Source organism: Aquabacterium sp. J223, assembly GCF_024666615.1.
GTDB lineage: Bacteria > Pseudomonadota > Gammaproteobacteria > Burkholderiales > Burkholderiaceae_C > J223.
Genome location: NZ_CP088297.1, coordinates 732,333 through 749,250, shown reverse-complemented (window position 1 = coordinate 749,250; position 16,918 = coordinate 732,333). Strand labels below are relative to the sequence as shown.

Below are 16,918 nucleotides of genomic sequence, written 5' to 3'. Positions count from 1 at the left end.
GGTCAATGGACCACCCTGCGCGCAATGCGCTGCGGGATTCGCCCTTGGGAGCGGCCCGGCGTGCTCATGCCTTGTTCGGTGCGCCGTCCGGCCGCCACACCTGGCCGATGGACACGCCCTTGAGCTTGCGTTGGCGGCCGTACCACAGGTTCACCAGCCCGCGCGAGAACATCACCGCCGAGAACATCGACGTCAGGATGCCCAGGCAGTGCACCACCGCGAAGCCGCGCACCGGGCCCGAGCCGAAGGCCAGCAGCGCCAGGCCGGCGATCAGCGTGGTGATGTTGGAGTCGAGGATGGTGGCGAACGCCCGCTCGTAGCCGGCGTGGATGGCGGTCTGCGGTGCGCTGCCGTTGCGCAGCTCCTCGCGCACCCGCTCGTTGATCAGCACGTTGGCGTCGATGGCCATGCCCAGCGTCAGCGCGATGGCGGCGATGCCCGGCAGCGTCAGCGTGGCCTGCAGCATGGACAGCACCGCCACCAGCAGCAGCAGGTTGAACGCCAGCGCCAGCGTGGAGAACAGCCCGAACAGCAGGTAGTAGGCGCACATGAACACCGCGATGGCGGCGAAGCCGTAGAGCAGGCTGTCGAAGCCCTTCTCGATGTTGTCGGCGCCCAGGCTCGGGCCGATGGTGCTTTCCTCGATGATCTCCATCGGCGCGGCCAGCGAGCCGGCACGCAGCAGCAGCGCGGTGTCGCTGGCCTCCTGCGTGGTCATGCTGCCCGAGATCTGCACCCGGCCGCCGGAGATCTCGCTGCGGATCACCGGTGCGGTCACGACCTCGCCCTTGCCCTTCTCGAACAGCAGGATGGCCATGCGCTTGCCGACGTTCTCCCGCGTCACGTCGCGGAAGATGCGCGAGCCCTTGGCGTCCAGCGTCAGGTGCACCGCCGGTTCCTGGGTCTGGCCGTCGAAGCCCGGCTGGGCGTCGGTCAGGTTCTCGCCGGTGAGGATGACCTGGCGCTTGACGATCAGCGGCGCGCCGCCGCGCTCGACGTAGCGCTCGGTGCCGAAGGGCACCGCACCGCCGGCCAGGGCGCCTTGCGCCTCGGCGCTGTCGTCGACCAGGCGCACCTCCAGCGTCGCGGTGCGGCCGATGATGTCCTTGGCCTTGGCGGTGTCCTGCACGCCGGGCAGCTGCACCACCACCCGGTCGGCGCCCTGCTGCTGGATCACCGGTTCGGCGACGCCGAGTTCGTTGACCCGGTTGTGCAGGGTGGAGATGTTCTGCTTCAGCGCCGCGTCCTGCACCCGGCGCGCGGCCTCGGGCTTGAGCACGCCGACCAGGCGCAGCTCGCCGTCGCCGCCCGCCGGCGTCCACGTCAGGTCGGGCAGCTGGTCGGTGAGCAGGTTCAGCGCCGCGCTGCGCTGGGCCTCGTCGCGGAAGCGCACGTCCACCGCGTCGCCGTTGCGGGCGATGCCGGCGTGGCGGATCGACTTGTCGCGCAGCAGCTGGCGCACGTCGCCGGCCAGCGCCTCGGCGCGTTTGGTCAGCGCCGCCTTCATGTCCACCTGCATCAGGAAGTGCACGCCGCCGCGCAGGTCCAGGCCCAGGTACATGGGCAGCGCGCGGATGCCCGCCATCCACGCCGGCGAGCGCGACACCAGGTTCAGCGCCACGATGTACGACGGGTCGGCCGGGTCGGGGTTGAGGGCGCGCTGCAGCGCGTCCTTGGCCTTGAGCTGGATGTCGGTGTCGGCGAAGCGCGCGCGCACCGAGTTGCCGTCGAACTGGACGTAGTCGGCCGGCAGGCCGGCCTCCTTCAGCACCGATTCGACCCGCGGCACCAGGCCGGCGTCGACCTTCAGCGTGGCCTTGCCGCTGGACACCTGCACCGCCGGCGCCTCGCTGAAGAAGTTGGGCAGGGTGTAGAGCAGCCCGATCAGCAGCGCAACGCCGAGGATCGCGTACTTCCACCAGGGATAGCGGTTCATGGAGGCTCCTCGGGCGCCGGGGGCGGTCACGGCCGGCCCGCCGACGGGCCGGCCGCAGGCCTTACTTCAACGTGCCCTTGGGCAGCACCTGCGAGACGGCGCTGCGCTGCACCTGCAGTTCGACGCCGTTGGCGACCTCGATGTGGACGAAGGTCTCGCCCAGGCGGGACACCTTGCCCAGCACGCCACCGGCGGTGACCACCTCGTCGCCCTTGGCCAGGGCTTCGATCATGGCCTTGTGCTCCTTCTGCCGCTTCATCTGCGGGCGGATCATGATGAAGTACAGCACCACGAACATGAGCACCAGCGGCGCCATGCTGAGCAGGGTGGATTCGGTGCCGCCGGTCGCGGCCGGGGGGGCCGCTTGGGCAAAGGCTTCGGTGATGAACACGGCAGGCGTTTCCTGGTGACCCAAAGCCGCCGATTGTAGTCGCCGACCCTTGGCAGACGGATTGCCCCTGGCGTCCCGCCGGACGGGGCGCCCGCACCGGGCGGCGGCGCCGTTCAAGTCGGGCCGCAGGGCGACCGATATTGCCGGCAACGAGCCGTGCCATGACTGCGCCCACGACCGATCTGCCGCCCGCGGACGACGACCCGCGTCAGCGGCACTTCGTGACCCAGTCCCTGCTCGGGCTGGTGCTGTATGGCGGTTACTCGCTGACCACCACCATCGCCGCGCTGGCGGGGCTCCTGCCCCTGTCGCATGCGCTGCTGATCTCGGGGCTGATGCTCGGCGGCGGGGCGCTGGCCTACGCGGCGATGCGCGCCGGGCTGAACCGGCACTCGTCCAGCGATCCGTCGCTGACCATGCCGCAGTGCATCTGGGGCCTCTGCTGCACCGGTCTGGGCTACGGCCTGCTCGGCGACGCCCGCGGCGCCGTGCTCACGCTGCTGCTGCTGATCCTGGCGTTCGGCATGTTTTCGCTCACCCCCCGGCAGTCGCGGCTGCTGAGCGTCATCGCGGCGATCACGTTGGGCCTGGCGACGGGCCTCACCGCCTGGCGCGACCCCGATGCCCCGCTCGCCCTCGAGGGAACGCACCTGCTCTTCGGCGCCACGGCGATCTGGGGCATCACCGTGCTGTCCGAGCGCATGAGCGGCCTGCGCTCGCACCTGCGCCAGCAGAAGGCCGAACTGCGCGAGGCGCTGGCACAGATCCGCCGCCTGGCCACGCAGGACGAACTGACCGGGCTGCACAACCGCCGCCACATGCGCGAGCTGATGGCCCGCGCCTGCGGCGAGGGCCGCACCATGAGCCTGGCGCTGATCGACATCGACCATTTCAAGCGCATCAACGACGGCCACGGCCACGCGGCCGGCGACCGGGTGCTGGCGGCCTTCGCGACGGCGGCACGCCAGGTGTTGCGCGACGGGGACGTCGTCGCGCGCTGGGGCGGCGAGGAGTTCCTCGTCATGCTGCCGGCCACGCCGGTCGATGCCGCCGAGCGGGTGCTGCAGCGGCTGCGCGAGCGGGTGGCGGCGCTGTCGCTGGCCGGCGTGCTGGACGAGCGGTGCCTGACCTTCTCCGCCGGCCTGGTCGCCTGCGGCCGCGGCGAGACGCTGGATGCGGCCATCGAGCGCGCCGACCGACTGATGTACGAGGCCAAGCGGGCCGGCCGCGACCGATTGGCGGTCGACCCGGCGGCCGCGGCCGCCTGAGGGCGCAGCCGCCGCTGACCGCATACTGCCGGCCCCGGCCGACCTCGCGGCCGCAGGAGTCCGCATGCAGCAGCGAGAGATCGTCGTCACCAGCGGTGTGCGCACCGCCATCGGGTCCTTCGGCGGCAGCCTGAAGGACCTCACCCCCAGCCAGCTCGGCGCGCAGGTGCTGCGCGAGGCGCTGCGCCGCTCGTCGGTGGCCGGTGCCGACGTCGGCCACGTGGTCTTCGGCCACGTCATCAACACCGAGCCGCGGGACATGTACCTGGGACGCGTCGCGGCGTTGGAGGGCGGCTGCCCGGCCGAGACGCCGGCGCTGACGGTGAACCGGCTGTGCGGGTCGGGCCTGCAGGCGGTCGTCAGCGCCGCGCAGGGCCTGCTGCTGGGCGAGTACGACATCGCGGTGGCCGGCGGCGCGGAGAGCATGAGCCGCGGGCCGATGAACCTGCCGGCGGCGCGCTGGGGCACCCGAATGGGCAACGCCACCCTGGTGGACATGATGATCGGCGCGCTGCACGACCCCTTCCACGCCATCCACATGGGCGTGACGGCGGAGAACGTCGCCCGCGAGCACGGCATCTCGCGCGCCGAGCAGGACGCGCTGGCCGCCGAGAGCCACCGCCGCGCGGCCGCGGCGATCGCCGAGGGCCGCTTCGCGTCGCAGGTGCTGCCCGTCGAGCTGAAGACCCGCAAGGGCACGGTGCGTTTCGCCACCGACGAGCATGTGCGCGCGGACACCACGGCCGAGCAGCTCGCCGGCCTGAAGCCGGCGTTCCAGAAGGAGGACGGCACCGTCACCGCGGGCAATGCCTCCGGCATCAACGACGGCGCCGCCGCGCTGGTGCTGATGGAGCGGCGCGAGGCCGAACGCCGCGGCCTGCAGCCGCTGGCCCGGCTGGTGAGCTACGCGCATGCCGGCGTGGACCCGAAGACCATGGGCATCGGCCCGGTGCCGGCCTCGCGCAAGGCACTGGACAAGGCCGGCCTGAAGGCGCGCGACCTCGACGTCATCGAGTCCAACGAGGCCTTCGCCGCCCAGGCCTGCGCGGTGGCGCGGGCGCTGGACCTCGACCCGGCGAAGGTGAACCCGAACGGCTCGGGCATCTCGCTCGGGCACCCGGTGGGCGCCACCGGCGCCATCATCACCGTCAAGGCGCTGTACGAGCTGCAGCGGGTGCAGGGCCGGCATGCGCTGGTCACGATGTGCATCGGCGGTGGACAGGGCATCGCCGCGGTGTTCGAGCGGCTCTGAGCGACGACGCCGTGTCCGCCGGCCGCTACACCGTGGCGGTGCGCGCGCTGTGCGAGTTCGCCGCCAAGGCCGGCGACCTGGACCTGCGCTTCACGCCCTCACCCACCGCCGAGGAGGGCCAGGCCGGCCATGCGCTGGTGCGGCAGCGCCGCGGCGCGGGCTGGCAGGCCGAGCTGCCGCTGCAGGCCGACCACCACGAGCTGACCGTGCGCGGCCGCGCCGACGGCTTCGACGCCGCGCGCGGTCGGCTGGAGGAGGTGAAGACCTTCCGCGGCGACCTGGCCCGGCAGCCCGAGCGCCACCGCGCGCTGCACTGGGCCCAGGCCCAGGTCTACGGCGCGCTGCTGTGCCGTGAACGCGGGCTGGCATCGGTCGAACTGGCGCTGGTCTACCTCGACCTCGGCTCGGGCCGCGAGACGGTGATCGCCGAACGCCACGACGCGGCCTCGCTGCAGGCCCGGTTCGAGGCGCTGTGCGACCGCTTCCTGGCCTGGGCGCGGCAGGAGCTGGCGCATCGGCAGGCCCGGGACGAGGCGCTGGCCGCGCTGGCCTTTCCCCATCCCGGCGGCTTCCGCCGCGGCCAGCGCGAGCTGGCGGAGTCGGTCTTCCGGGCGGCGCGCGGCGGGCGCACCCTGCTGGCCCAGGCGCCCACCGGCATCGGCAAGACCGTGGGCACGCTGTTCCCGCTGCTCAAGGCCATGCCGCACCAGTCGCTGGACCGGGTCGCCGTGCTGACCGCGCGCACGCCCGGCCGGGCCCTCGCCCTGCAGGCGGTCGCCACGCTGCACGCCACCCGACCCGGGCTGCCGCTGCGCACGCTGGAACTGGTCGGCCGCGACACCGGCTGCGAACGGCCCGACGCCGCCTGCCATGGCGAGTCCTGCCCGCTGGCGCGCGGCTTCTACGACCGGCTGCCGGCGGCGCGCCAGGCCGCCGTCGCGCTGCCGATGTGGGACCGCCCCAGCCTGCGGGCGCTGGCGCTGGCGCACGAGGTCTGCCCGTACCACCTGAGCCACGAACTGGCGCGCTGGGCCGATGTGGTGGTCGGCGACTACCACCACTGGTTCGACGGCCACGCCCTGCTGCACGCCCTGGCGCAGCAGCAGGGCTGGCGCATCGGCCTGCTGGTGGACGAGGCGCACAACCTGGTCGAGCGCGCGCGCGGCATGTACTCGGCCATGCTCGACCCCGCCACGCTGGGTGCGGCACGCCGTCAGGCCACCGGGCCGGTCAGGCGATCGCTGTCCCGGCTGGCGGCGACGCTCAAGGCCGTGCAGCGCGCGGCCGATGCGGCGCCGGGCGGCGGCTGGGCCGAGGCCGATGGCAGCGGCGGTTGCTACCGCCTGCTGCCGCCGCCGGACGGCGCGCTGCTGCAGGCGCTGCAGGCGGCGGCCGGCGCCGTGAGCGAGCACCTGGCCACCCCGCCGGCCGAGCGCAGCGGCACGGCCGAGGCGCGGCCGGGGCCGGGCGAACCGGCGGTCACCGAGGCCGACCTGCAGGCGCTGCTGTTCGACCTGCTGGCGTTCGCCCGCCGGCTGGAGGACTTCGGCGACCACGCGCTGTTCGACGAGACGGCGCAGCGCCAGGGCAGCCGGCTGACCGTGCGCAACGTGGTGCCGGCGCCCTTCGTCGCGCCCCGCCTGGCGGCGGCCCACAGCGCGACGCTGTTCTCGGCCACGCTGGCACCGACGGACTACCACCGCCGGCTGCTCGGGCTGCCGGCCGACACGGTGGAGGTGGACATCGCCTCGCCCTTCGACGCCGCACAGCTGGCGGTGCACGTGGCGCCGCTGTCCACCCGGTGGCAGCACCGGTCGGCGTCGATCGGGCCCATCGTCTCGCGCATCGCGGCGCAGTACGACCGCCAGCCCGGCCACTACCTGGCCTTCTTCAGCAGCTTCGACTACCTGCAACGGGTGGCCGACGCGCTGGCCGAGGCGCGGCCGGACGTGCCGCAGTGGTGCCAGTCGCGCGGCATGCCGGAGGACGCGCGCGAGCGCTTCCTGGCGCGCTTCGTGCCCGGTGGCCGGGGCATCGGCTTCGCGGTGCTGGGCGGCGCCTTCGGCGAGGGCATCGACCTGCCGGGCGACCGGCTGGTCGGCGCCTTCGTCGCCACGCTCGGCCTGCCCCAGGTCAACCCGGTCAACGAGCAGATCCGGCTGCGGCTGCAGGCCTGGTGCGGCGACGGCTTCCGCTACGCCTACCTCTACCCGGGCGTGCAGAAGGTGGTGCAGGCCGCCGGCCGGGTGATCCGCACGCCGCAGGACCGCGGCGTGGTGCACCTGCTGGACGAGCGCTTCGCCCGCGGCGAGGTGCGCGCGCTGCTGCCTCGGTGGTGGCCGGCGCCCGCCGTGGCGGACGGTGCCTTGCGCTCGCCGTGAAGCATCTGCCGTCAATGGCCGGGGCCGGGTGAGCGCCCTTGAGGAGCGGCCATCGTCGGCGGGGTCAGCGCGACGCCGTCTCGATGTCGGCCGGCAGGTGGCGCGCGGCGCGCTGCGCCAGCCAGGCGCCGGCCAGCAGCACCACCGGGCCTGCCAGCAGCGCGACGCGCAATGCCTGATCCTGCAACGCGGGCGTCAGCGCATCGCTGAGCAGGCCGACCACCAGCGGCCCCAGACCGAACCCCAGCATCGTGGTGGTGGCCATGTTGAGCGCACCGGTCAGCGCGCGCAACCGCGGCCGGGTGGCCGACTGCAGGGCCGCGACGAAGGGGCCGATCTGGAAGCCCGAGCACAGCGTGGTCAGGGCCAGCGCGGCCAGCGCCAGGCCAGGTGTCGGGGCGAAGCAGAACAGCACCATGGCAGGCGCCGCGACCAGCAGCGAGATGGCGTTGGCCCACAGCGTCCAACGCATGTCGCGCCGCGACAGACGGGTCATCAGCGCTGCGGCCAGCAGGCCGCCGGCGATGCCCGCGCCGCCGAGGATGGGCCCCACCGTCAACCCGGCCTGCAGGTTGGACAGGCCGTGCACCCGCTGCAGCAGCGGCGCCACCCAGGCCATGATGGCCCCACTGGCGAACGAGGCGCAGCAGAACGCCAGCGTGCCCAGCACGATGCTGCGCCGGGCGCGCAGGAAGGCCAACGCCTCGTGCAGCGGCACCACCTCGGCGCGGGCGGCGGGGCGTGGGGTCTCGCGCACGGTCAGCGCGAACAGCAGCGCCAGCAACAGCCCGGGCAGGCCCACCATGATGAAGGCCATGCGCCAGCCGTGGGCCTTGTTGATGGCGCTGCCCAGCACGAAGGCAAGCGTGACCCCGAGGAAGGTGGCGGTGGACAGCAGTGACATCGCGCGGGCCCGCTTCTCCTTGGGAAACACGTCGGCCAGCAGCGCCTGGCCGGGGCCGCCGCTGCCCGACTCGGCCACGCCCACGACGCAGCGCGCCAGCACCAGTTGCAGGGCGCTGCCGGCCAGGCCGCAGACGGCGGTCATGGCGCTCCACACCGCCAAGCAGCCGCTGATCACCGGCACCCGTCCCGCACGATCGGCCAGCCGCGCCAGCGGCAGGCTGGCCAGCACGTACAGCGTGGTGAAGCCGATGCCGGACATGAATCCCAGCATCGTGTCCGACAGCTCGAACTCCTGCTTGATCGGCTGCAGCAGGACGTTGAGGATGTTGCGGTCGATGAAGTTGACCGCATAGGTCAGCGTGACCAGCAGCAGCACGTAGTTGGCACGTGCCGCGCTGGCCGGCACGGCCAGCGGCGGGGTGAGGGGTTGGGGGGCGGCGATCATGGTCAGAAGCGGAAGGTCGCCGTGACGCCGTACGTGCGCGGGTCGGCAATGTTGGCGTAGTGCGCCGGCGCCGAGCCGCCGGCCCCGCCGCCCACCGCGCCGCGGGTGATCACCGCCACGTTGGTGACGTTGCGTACCCAGCCGTTGAGCGAGAACCTGCCGCTCTGCGAGGTGTAGCCCAGCCCCAGGTCGCCGCGGAAGTACGCCGGCTGGCGCTGCGGGTCGTACAGGTGGTAGTTGACGTAGGACGCGGTCTCGTAGTGGCCGTCGATGGTGAAGGTGACGATGGCGCCGTCGCTCAGGTCGAAGTAGCGGGTGTAGCCCAGATTGAGCTGCAGCGTGGGCGAGAACGGCAGCGTCCGGCCCGACACGTCGGTGGCGGCCTCCAGCGGCACGTACAGGCTGCTGGAGGGTCCGGTGGGGATGACAAACTGGGTGGCGTTGATCTTGAAGCTGCCGTTGCGCGCCCGTAGCAGCGCCAGCGAGGCGTTGATGCGGTCGTTGTTGGTGACGGCGAAGGCGGCGTCGAGGTCGATGCCGGTGATCTTGGACGGGCCGGGGTTGTTGATGAACAGCAGGTTGGCGACGGGCGAGGCTGCGCCGGTGCCGCTGCGGTCGAACTGGTCGACGATGGCCACCTGCTGGTCGCGGTACAGCCAGTGGAACAGCTCGGCGCTGTACTGCAGCCGGCCGTCCAGCGCGCGGCCCTTGCCGCCCATCGACAGCGCGGTCAACTTCTCGGGCTTGAAGCGGGCCCGGCTGTCGGCGAGGCCGTTGTCGGGCATGAAGTTCAGGCCGCCCGACTTGTAGCCGGTGGACACCGCGGCGTAGACCATGGTGGACTTGTCCAGGTCGTAGTCCAGGCCGACCTTGTAGTTCACCGCGCTGTCGCCGAACGTGGTGGCGACCGGGATGTTGGCGTTGGCGTAGGGCGCCCACAGGCCGGCGCAGTTGGCGCCGCTGCCATCGGTGGCGATGGCGCTGCGGCAGTAGATGTTGCCGTTCTGGTCCTTGTCGTCACGGGTGTAGCGCAGCCCGGTGGTCAGGCGCAGCGATTCGGTGGCCGCCCAGGTGGTCTGGCCGAACAGCGACTTCGACACCGCGTGCACCCGCGACATGCTGGTGTAGGTCGAGGTGCCGGTGGTCAGCGTGGCGCTGTTGGGCGAGCGGGCGATCTGCGTGGTCGGTGCGTTCTCGTCGATCCAGAAACCGCCGACCAGCCAGCGCAGCCGGCGGGCCGCCGCCGAGGCCAGCCGCACCTCCACAGAGCGCTGCTCCTGGTCGATGATGCTGTAGGCCGGGATCAGCAGGTTGCCGCTGGTACCGCTCTGGTTGGCGACGTAGCTGCGGCGCCAGGCCGGCAGCACCGTCAGCGTGGCGCCGCCGAGGTCGGCGTTGACCTCCAGCGCGGCGCCGTCGTTGGCGATCTTCAGCCCGCCGTTGGGTGGCTCGGCATGGCCGGTGCCGGCATGGTTGGCGCTGTTGAGGCCGGTGGTGGCGGGGGCGTTGTAGCAGCCGGGCGTGGTGCAGGGCGTGGGCACCACCGGCGTCAGCGTCCAGGGGTTGCCGCTGTCGCGCGCCGGTGTGTGCACCTGGGTGTCGGCATTGGTCCAGGGCACCGCCGGGTTCACCCGCGGCGTGCCGTTGGCGTTGAAGTTGGCGATGGTGCCGGTGAAGATGTTGCCGCCGCCGTTGCCACCGCGGTGGTAGTGGTCCAGCGTCAGCAGCGCCGAGAAGCCCTTGTTCGGCTCCAGCAGCAGCTTGAAGCGGGCGGCCTCGTCATCGGCGTCGTTGTAGCCGTCGCTGAGGTAGCCGTCGCGCTTGACCTTCTGCGCCGCCAACCGCATGCGCAGCATGTCGTTCAGCGGCACGTTGACCGCCGCCATGCCACGCCGCAGGTCATAGTTGCCCACCTCCACCGTGACCTCGCCCTCGAGACGGCTGGTCGGACGACGGCTGATGACGTTGACCGCGCCGACGGTGGCGTTGCGGCCGTACAGCGTGCCCTGCGGCCCCTTGAGCACCTCCACCCGCTCGAGGTCGAAGAAGGAACCGAAAGCGCTGCCGCCGCGCGACTGGTAGACCCCGTCGAAGCTGAGCGCGACGCTGGGGTCGATGTTGCCGCCGCCCGGGTTGGAGCCCACGCCGCGGATCTGGATCGACGCCGCCGGGCCCTGCTCGACCACGGCCACGCCGGTCACCGCCTCGCGCAGCTTGACGGCGTTGTTGATGCCGCTGGCCTGCAGGTCGTCGCCGCCGATGGCCGACACCGAGCCGGGAATGCGCAGCGGGTTCTCCACGGTCTTCTGCGCGGTGACTTCCACCGTCTGCAGGGTGGCGCGGCCGCCGCTGCCGGCGGAGCCGGCCGCCGCCGGCTCGGGCTGGGCATGGGCCTGGTGCAGGACCAGCAGGCCGGCGGCAGCGGCCGTGGCGCTCAGGCGCAGCCGGCGCGGGGATCGGGCGTTCATCGGTGTCTCCTTGTTGTGGGCTCGGGTGTGGGCTCGGGTGTGGGCTCGGGTGTCGGGATGGGTGTGGGGGGTGGGTCAGGCGGGTGGCAGCAGGTCGTTCAACGCCGCCCATGTCGGAATCTCGCCGCGCCCGGACGGACGCCTCAGCGTGCGCAGGTAGGCGAACTCGCGCAGCGTGTGCACGCAGTGCTCGCGGCCGTAGCCGCTGGCCTTGGTGCCGCCGAAAGGCGAGCCCATGAAATTGCGGTTGTAGTTGTTGACCAGCACGAGGCCGGCGTCCAGCCGCGCGGCAACGCGATCGGCGCGTGCGGCATCGCGGCTGAACACCGCGGCCAACAGGCCGAAGTCGGTGTCGTTGGCGATGGCCGACGCCTCGTCCTCGTCGTCGAAGGGGATGGCGCAGGTCACCGGCCCGAAGATCTCCTCGCGCGCGACGCGCATCGCCGGGGTGACGTCGGCGAACAGCGTCGGCGGCACGAAATACCCGCCGGCCAGCGCAGGGTCGGTGGGCAGCGGCGCCTGTGCGGCCAGCCGTGCGCCCTCGGCCACGCCGATGGCCAGGTGGTCCAGCACGCGGGCCTGCTGCTCGCGGGAGACCAGCGGCCCGACGTGGGTGGCGCCGTCCAGGCCATGGCCCACGCGCAGGCGCATCACCGCCGGTGCCAGTCGCTCGAGGAAGCGTGGGTACACGCCGCGCTGCACCAGCAGGCGCGAGGCGGCCGTGCAGGCCTCGCCCTTGTTGAAGAAGGCGCCCTCCAGCGCGGCGGCCACCGCGGCGTCGAGGTCGGCGTCGTCGAAGACGATGAGGGGGTTCTTGCCGCCCAGTTCCATCAACGCCGGCGTGTGGCGCGGCGCGATGGCGGCCAGCACGCGTGCGCCGGTGGACGGCGCCCCGGTGAACGACACCTTGCGCACCAGCGGGTGGGCGACCAGCGCCTGCCCGGTCGGGCCGCGGCCGGGCACCACGTGCAGCACGTCGTCGGGCAGCACCTCGGCGCACAGCTCCGCCAGCCGCATCACCGTCAGCGGCGCCTGCTCGCCGGGCTTGAGCACCAGCGCGTTGCCCATGGCCAGCGCCGGCGCGGTCTTGGCCCCGAAGTGGATGGGCGGCCAATTGAAGGGCAGCACGCCGGCCACCACGCCGTACGCCACCCACTGCTCCTCGCTGTCGATGGGACCCAGTGCGCGGCGCGCGCCTTCGAAGGCTTCGAGCTGGCCGGCGAAGAACTCGAACGAGCCGATGCAGGCCTCGATGTCGGCGAAGCGCGCCTGCCCGAAGGGCTTGCCGTTCTCCCGCGTCTCCAGCGCCGCCAACGCGTCGGCCTCGGGGCGCAGCCGCGCGGCGATGGCGCGCAGCACCGCGGCCCGGTCGGCCGCCGTGCGCCCGGCCCACCGTCGCTGCGCGGCGTGGGCGGCCCGCACGGCGGCGTCCACCTCCGCCGCGGTGCTCGCCTGCACCTCGCTCAGCACGGCGCCGGTGGCGGGGTCGTGCACGGCGAAACTCTCACCGTCGGCGGCGCACGCCCATCGCGTGCGGCCATGGGGCACCACATCAGCCATCACTGCGTCTCCATGCGGAAGGGCCGGCCGGCCAGGCTGAGCAGGCGTTCGGCGTTGCCGGCGTGCAGGGCCAGCCGATCGTCGTCGCTCAGCCCGGGCACGGCGTCGATGAGGCCGTGAACGTCGTAGTGGCCCATGTCGAAGGGGTAGTCGGTGCCCACCACCACCTGCCGCACGCCGACGTGCTCGATCAGGGCGGCCAGTTGCCGGGGCTCATAGACCAGGCAGTCGTGCACCACCCGGCGCAGGTAGTGGCTGGGCGGCTCGGGGGTGCGGCGGGCCTCGGGGCGCACGCGCCAGGCGTGGTCGGTGCGGCCCCAGTACGCGCCCAGGTAGCCCCCGCCATGGCAGGCGCACAGCTTCAGCCCGGGGTGGCGCGCGAGCACGCCGTCCAGCGCCAGCTGGGACAGCGCGATGGCGGTTTCCAGCGGCTGGCCGACGGCGTTCCAGAGGTAGTTCGACGCCAGGCGCGTGCCCATCTGCGTGCCCAGCGGGTGGATGAGCACCACGCAGCCCAACTCGGCGGCGCGCGCCCACAGCGGCTCGAAGGTGGGATCGGACAGCGGCCGGCCGCCGACCTGGGTGGACACCTCCACGCCGCGCAGGCCGAGGCGGCCCACCGCCTCGTCGAGTTGCACCAGCGCCAGCCGCGGGTTCTGCAGCGCCAGCGTGCCCAGCCCGGCCAGGCGGTCGGGCCGCTGCGCGCACAGCGCGGCGATGTGCTCGTTCTGCAGCCTCACCAGCCGCTCGGCCAGGTCGTCCTCGGCCCAGTAGTGGTACTGGTTGGGCGCTGGGCTGAGCACCTGCACGTCCACGCCCATGGCGTCCATGTCGGCCAAGCGCTGATCCAGCCGGGTGAGCCGGCGGCCGGCTTCGGCCAGCATCGTGCGGTTGTGGGCCACCGACGCCGCACCCTGCGCGGCGTCCATCGCCTCCTGCTCGTCGCGCCTGCGCGGATGGCCAGCCACCAGCGCCTCCACCGCCGGGCACAGCGCGTGGCAGTGCATGTCGACGGTGCGCCGGCGCGTGCCACGGGCACCGGGCCTGGCGCCCGTCACCGCGTCGGGGATCGGCAGGCCGCAGGTGAACAGCGGTGCCACCAACGGGTCGGACGCGGAGTCCAATGGAGCCGGGGTCGGGCTCACAGCAGCTGGTAGTAGCGGGTGAGGTTGCCCTGCTGCAGGCGCTCGCCGATGCCGATGAAGACATTGCGCGCGAGCCAGTCGTAGGGTCCGGCCTCGACCTCGAAGCGCGTGGACACGCGCATGTAGACCTGCGACGGGTCCACCGGCTCGCCGCGCTTCAGGCGCTCGGCCACTTCCGGCGCGCTCCACCGGTAGCCGCGGCTTTCCAGGTAGATGAGCACACCGTCATCGGTGCGCAGCATGTAGCGGGCGTCGAAGTCCAGCACGCCGTCGGGACGCAGCGCGGCGTAGTCCCCGCCGCTGGCGCCCACCACCTCGCCTCGCACGCGCGGACCCTCGAAGCGGCCGTGGGTGACGAAGACGCCCGCGCGCTCGCGACCGATCTGGTGGCTGCGCACGATGTGCGGCGGCGTCAGCGTGGTATGTGCCGCGAAGGCGAACTCAAGCCGCGGCTCGGGACGGGGTTCGTTGAACGGTGAGGACGACATGGACGCATTTATTGTTTGGTCGAACGTATGATAAGTAGCCGACCTTGAGCCTGCCAATGGGCGAAGGCCTCATTGCAGCTAGGAAACTTACCTACGGGATATCGCTGAATTGAAGAGGGCTGACGCTGCCAATGCGCCGCATCTACAATTTGGTCGATCGTATGACATCAGGCCTGTCCAAGCCTGTCTTCACCGTCGACACCGCGTCCATGCCCATGCCCATGCGTTTCCCTGACTCACCGGTCTTCACCGGCTACCAGGCGCCCTCGCGCGTCGAAAGCGATATCGGCGATCTGGAGGTGCTGGGCACCCTGCCCCCCGAGTTGCGCGGCACCTTCTATCGGGTGGGTCCGGACCCGCAGTTCCCGCCGAAGCAGGGCAACGACATCTTCTTCAACGGCGACGGCCTGGTGCACATGCTGCGGTTCGCGGACGACGGCCGGGTGGACTACCGCTCACGCTACGTGCGCACCGACAAGTTCGTCGCCGAGCGCCGCGCCGGCCGCGCGCTGTTCGGCGCCTACCGCAACCCGTACACGGACGACGACTCGGTCAAGGGCATGGTGCGCGGCACCGCCAACACCGGCGTCTGCCTGCATGCCGACAAGCTGTGGGCGCTGAAGGAGGACTCGCCGCCGGTGCTGATGGACCCAGAAAGCCTGCAGACCCTGGGCTACCACACCTTCGACGGTGCGCTGAAGAGCAAGACCTTCACCGCGCACCCGCACTTCGACAGCGAGACCGGGGAGATGTTCGCCATCGGCTTCGCCGCCAAGGGCGAGGCGACGCCGGACATCGCCTACTACGTCATCGACAAGGACGGCCGGATCACGCACGAAGCGTGGATCAAGGCCCCCTACTCGGGCATGGTCCACGACTTCGCGGTCACGAAGGACTACGTCGTCTTTCCCATCGTGCCCATCACCAGCAACGAGGCGTGGCTGCGCCAGGGCCGGCCGCACTACCACTGGGATCCGCGGGTGCCGGTCTACATGGGCGTGATGCCGCGCTACGGCCGTGCCGAGGACCTGCGCTGGTTCAAGGGCCACAACCGCTACAGCACGCACATCTTCAACGGCTGGAACGAAGGCCGGCGCATCTTCGTCGACACCGCCGTGGCCAAGGGCAACCCCTTCCCCTTCTTCCCGGACATCACCGGTGCACCGTTCGACCTGGGCGCCTCCGCGCCGCATGTGTCGCGCTGGATCATCGACCTGGACCGCACGGACGACGGCTTCGACGAGGAGTGCTACGACCACGAGGTGTGCGAGTTCCCGCGTGTGGACGACCGCCTGCAGACGCGCCGCCACCGCTACGGCTACATCAGCAGCCTGGACGTGTTCAAGCCCTGGACCCGCTCGGTGGCCACCGAGCGGCCGATGATGATGTTCAACAGCATGAGCCGCTTCGACTTCGAGGAGAAGAAGCACGAGCGCTGGTTCATCGGCGAAGCCAGCACGCTGGAGGAAGTTCAGTTCGTGCCGCGCAGCCGCGACGCTCCGGAGGGCGACGGCTTCCTCATCGCGCTGCTGCTGCGCCACGGCCAGCCCCACACCGACCTGGCGGTGCTGGACGCGATGAACGTGACGGCAGGTCCGCTGGCCCTGGTGCGCATCCCGGTGCGCCTGCGCCCCGGCCTGCACGGCACGTGGGTGCCGCACTGGAAGCGGCCCGCCAACCCGCTGCGCCGTTGACCAGACCCCGTCTCCATCCCCCCACGACCGAACCCCATGAAATTCGTCACCTTCAAGACCGACGCCGGACGCACCTCGCCCGGCGTGCTCACCGACTCGCTCGACGGCGTCGTCGACCTCGGCGACCGCTTCCGCGACATGCTGTCGCTGATCGACGGCGGCGCCCCGGCGCTGGCGCAGGCCGAGGCGCTGCGACGCTCGCCGGGCCGCGTGCACCCGCTGTCGCAGGTGACGCTGCTGGCGCCGTTGCCCAACCCGCGCCGGCTGCGCGACTGCTCGGTGTTCGAGGAGCACATGCAGGGCGGAGTCAACTTCGTGCGCAAGATGGGCATCGACCCGAACGCCAAGATCCCCGACGTCTGGTACCAGAAGCCCATCTACTACAAGGGCAACCACCTGTCGGTGGCCGGGCCCGAGGCGGAGATCGTGCGCCCCTGCTACGGCGAAAAGCTGGACTACGAGCTGGAGATCGCCTGCATCACCGGCAAGCGCGGCACCACGATCCCGCGCGAGCAGGCGCACGAGCACATCTTCGGCTACACCATCTTCAACGACGTCTCGGTGCGCAACACCGCCGCCGGCGAGCTGCAGGGGGGCTGGGCATGAGCAAGAGCAAGGACTTCGACGGCGGCAACGTGCTCGGCCCCTGGATCGTCACGCCGGACGAGATCCCCGACGTCTACAACCTGAAGATGGTGGCGCGGCTGAACGGTGAACCCATGGGCCGCGGTGGCAGCAACACCAGCGGCATGTACCACCGGTGGGACGCCATCCTCGCCTACGCCTCGGAGGGCGAGACCCTGTATCCCGGCGAGGTGATCGGCTCCGGCACCGTGGGCGGCGGCACCCTGGTCGAGACAGGCCGCTTCCTGGCCGACGGCGATCTGATCGAGCTGGAGATTGAGCACCTGGGCGTGCTGCGCAACCGCGTCGTCGCGGCCACCGCCTGAGGGCGGACGACCGCGCCCGCCGCAACAACCTGCA

13 protein-coding genes are annotated in these 16,918 nt (G+C 71.9%); 6 read left to right on the top strand and 7 right to left on the bottom strand.

The features are described 5' to 3' along the window. Positions 1-64: 64 nt before the first annotated feature. On the bottom strand, positions 65-1,936 hold the full coding sequence (gene secD / locus LRS07_RS03625) for a protein translocase subunit SecD (protein WP_260500650.1): 1,872 nt from the start codon (positions 1,934-1,936) through the stop codon (positions 65-67). Positions 1,937-1,997: 61 nt separating this feature from the next. Next, positions 1,998-2,327 (bottom strand): preprotein translocase subunit YajC, encoded by a 330-nt coding sequence (gene yajC, locus LRS07_RS03620; protein WP_260500649.1) that lies wholly within the window; start codon positions 2,325-2,327, stop codon positions 1,998-2,000. 161 nt (positions 2,328-2,488) lie between these two features. Between yajC and LRS07_RS03615 the strand changes: the two genes are divergently transcribed. From LRS07_RS03615 to LRS07_RS03605, 3 genes are all read left to right on the top strand, one after another. After that, complete coding sequence (locus LRS07_RS03615) at positions 2,489-3,595, top strand: GGDEF domain-containing protein (protein ID WP_260500648.1); 1,107 nt, start codon at positions 2,489-2,491, stop codon at positions 3,593-3,595. 64 nt (positions 3,596-3,659) lie between these two features. Then, positions 3,660-4,847: an acetyl-CoA C-acyltransferase family protein gene (locus LRS07_RS03610; RefSeq protein WP_260500647.1), complete on the top strand. Its 1,188-nt coding sequence runs from the start codon at positions 3,660-3,662 to the stop codon at positions 4,845-4,847. Positions 4,848-4,858: 11 nt separating this feature from the next. Further along, positions 4,859-7,228, top strand: a complete 2,370-nt coding sequence (locus tag LRS07_RS03605) for an ATP-dependent DNA helicase (RefSeq protein ID WP_260500646.1) — start codon at positions 4,859-4,861, stop codon at positions 7,226-7,228. A gap of 64 nt (positions 7,229-7,292) precedes the next feature. On the opposite strand, the gene LRS07_RS03600 is transcribed toward LRS07_RS03605, so the two are convergent. The 5 genes from LRS07_RS03600 to LRS07_RS03580 form a co-directional block, all read right to left on the bottom strand. Further along, complete coding sequence (locus tag LRS07_RS03600) at positions 7,293-8,579, bottom strand: spinster family MFS transporter (RefSeq protein ID WP_260500645.1); 1,287 nt, start codon at positions 8,577-8,579, stop codon at positions 7,293-7,295. 2 nt (positions 8,580-8,581) lie between these two features. Continuing rightward, on the bottom strand, positions 8,582-11,047 hold the full coding sequence (locus LRS07_RS03595; RefSeq protein WP_260500644.1) for a TonB-dependent receptor: 2,466 nt from the start codon (positions 11,045-11,047) through the stop codon (positions 8,582-8,584). Positions 11,048-11,122: 75 nt separating this feature from the next. Beyond that, positions 11,123-12,607 carry an aldehyde dehydrogenase family protein gene (locus LRS07_RS03590; protein WP_312028349.1) on the bottom strand — a complete coding sequence of 495 codons (1,485 nt, stop codon included), beginning with the start codon at positions 12,605-12,607 and terminating at the stop codon, positions 11,123-11,125. After that, positions 12,607-13,731, bottom strand: a complete 1,125-nt coding sequence (locus tag LRS07_RS03585) for an amidohydrolase family protein (protein WP_260500642.1) — start codon at positions 13,729-13,731, stop codon at positions 12,607-12,609. The genes LRS07_RS03590 and LRS07_RS03585 overlap by 1 nt, the downstream gene beginning before the upstream one ends. A gap of 17 nt (positions 13,732-13,748) precedes the next feature. Further along, entirely contained in the window at positions 13,749-14,240 is a 492-nt protein-coding gene (locus LRS07_RS03580) for a DUF3237 domain-containing protein (RefSeq protein WP_260500641.1), read from the bottom strand. 221 nt (positions 14,241-14,461) lie between these two features. Between LRS07_RS03580 and LRS07_RS03575 the strand changes: the two genes are divergently transcribed. The 3 genes from LRS07_RS03575 to LRS07_RS03565 are packed head-to-tail and all read left to right on the top strand — an operon-like array spanning position 14,462 to position 16,884. After that, a complete protein-coding gene (locus LRS07_RS03575; RefSeq protein WP_260500640.1) occupies positions 14,462-15,934 on the top strand; it encodes a carotenoid oxygenase family protein in 1,473 nt (490 codons plus the stop codon). A 36-nt stretch (positions 15,935-15,970) separates the two neighbouring features. Further along, entirely contained in the window at positions 15,971-16,540 is a 570-nt protein-coding gene (locus LRS07_RS03570) for a fumarylacetoacetate hydrolase family protein (protein ID WP_260500639.1), read from the top strand. Continuing rightward, a complete protein-coding gene (locus LRS07_RS03565; RefSeq protein WP_260500638.1) occupies positions 16,537-16,884 on the top strand; it encodes a fumarylacetoacetate hydrolase family protein in 348 nt (115 codons plus the stop codon). Before LRS07_RS03570 ends, LRS07_RS03565 begins: the two co-directional genes overlap by 4 nt. The last annotated feature ends 34 nt before the right edge of the window (positions 16,885-16,918 follow it).

Bases quoted from the DNA above. Each gene is read 5' to 3' on its own strand.
- LRS07_RS03575 (WP_260500640.1), top strand. From the start codon at position 14,462: ATGCGTTTCCCTGACTCACCGGTCTTCACCGGCTACCAGGCGCCCTCG.
- LRS07_RS03590 (WP_312028349.1), bottom strand. From the start codon at position 12,607: ATGGCTGATGTGGTGCCCCATGGCCGCACGCGATGGGCGTGCGCCGCC.
- LRS07_RS03580 (WP_260500641.1), bottom strand. From the start codon at position 14,240: ATGTCGTCCTCACCGTTCAACGAACCCCGTCCCGAGCCGCGGCTTGAG.
- LRS07_RS03615 (WP_260500648.1), top strand. From the start codon at position 2,489: ATGACTGCGCCCACGACCGATCTGCCGCCCGCGGACGACGACCCGCGT.
- LRS07_RS03600 (WP_260500645.1), bottom strand. From the start codon at position 8,579: ATGATCGCCGCCCCCCAACCCCTCACCCCGCCGCTGGCCGTGCCGGCC.
- LRS07_RS03565 (WP_260500638.1), top strand. From the start codon at position 16,537: ATGAGCAAGAGCAAGGACTTCGACGGCGGCAACGTGCTCGGCCCCTGG.
- secD (WP_260500650.1), bottom strand. From the start codon at position 1,936: ATGAACCGCTATCCCTGGTGGAAGTACGCGATCCTCGGCGTTGCGCTG.
- LRS07_RS03610 (WP_260500647.1), top strand. From the start codon at position 3,660: ATGCAGCAGCGAGAGATCGTCGTCACCAGCGGTGTGCGCACCGCCATC.
- LRS07_RS03570 (WP_260500639.1), top strand. From the start codon at position 15,971: ATGAAATTCGTCACCTTCAAGACCGACGCCGGACGCACCTCGCCCGGC.
- LRS07_RS03595 (WP_260500644.1), bottom strand. From the start codon at position 11,047: ATGAACGCCCGATCCCCGCGCCGGCTGCGCCTGAGCGCCACGGCCGCT.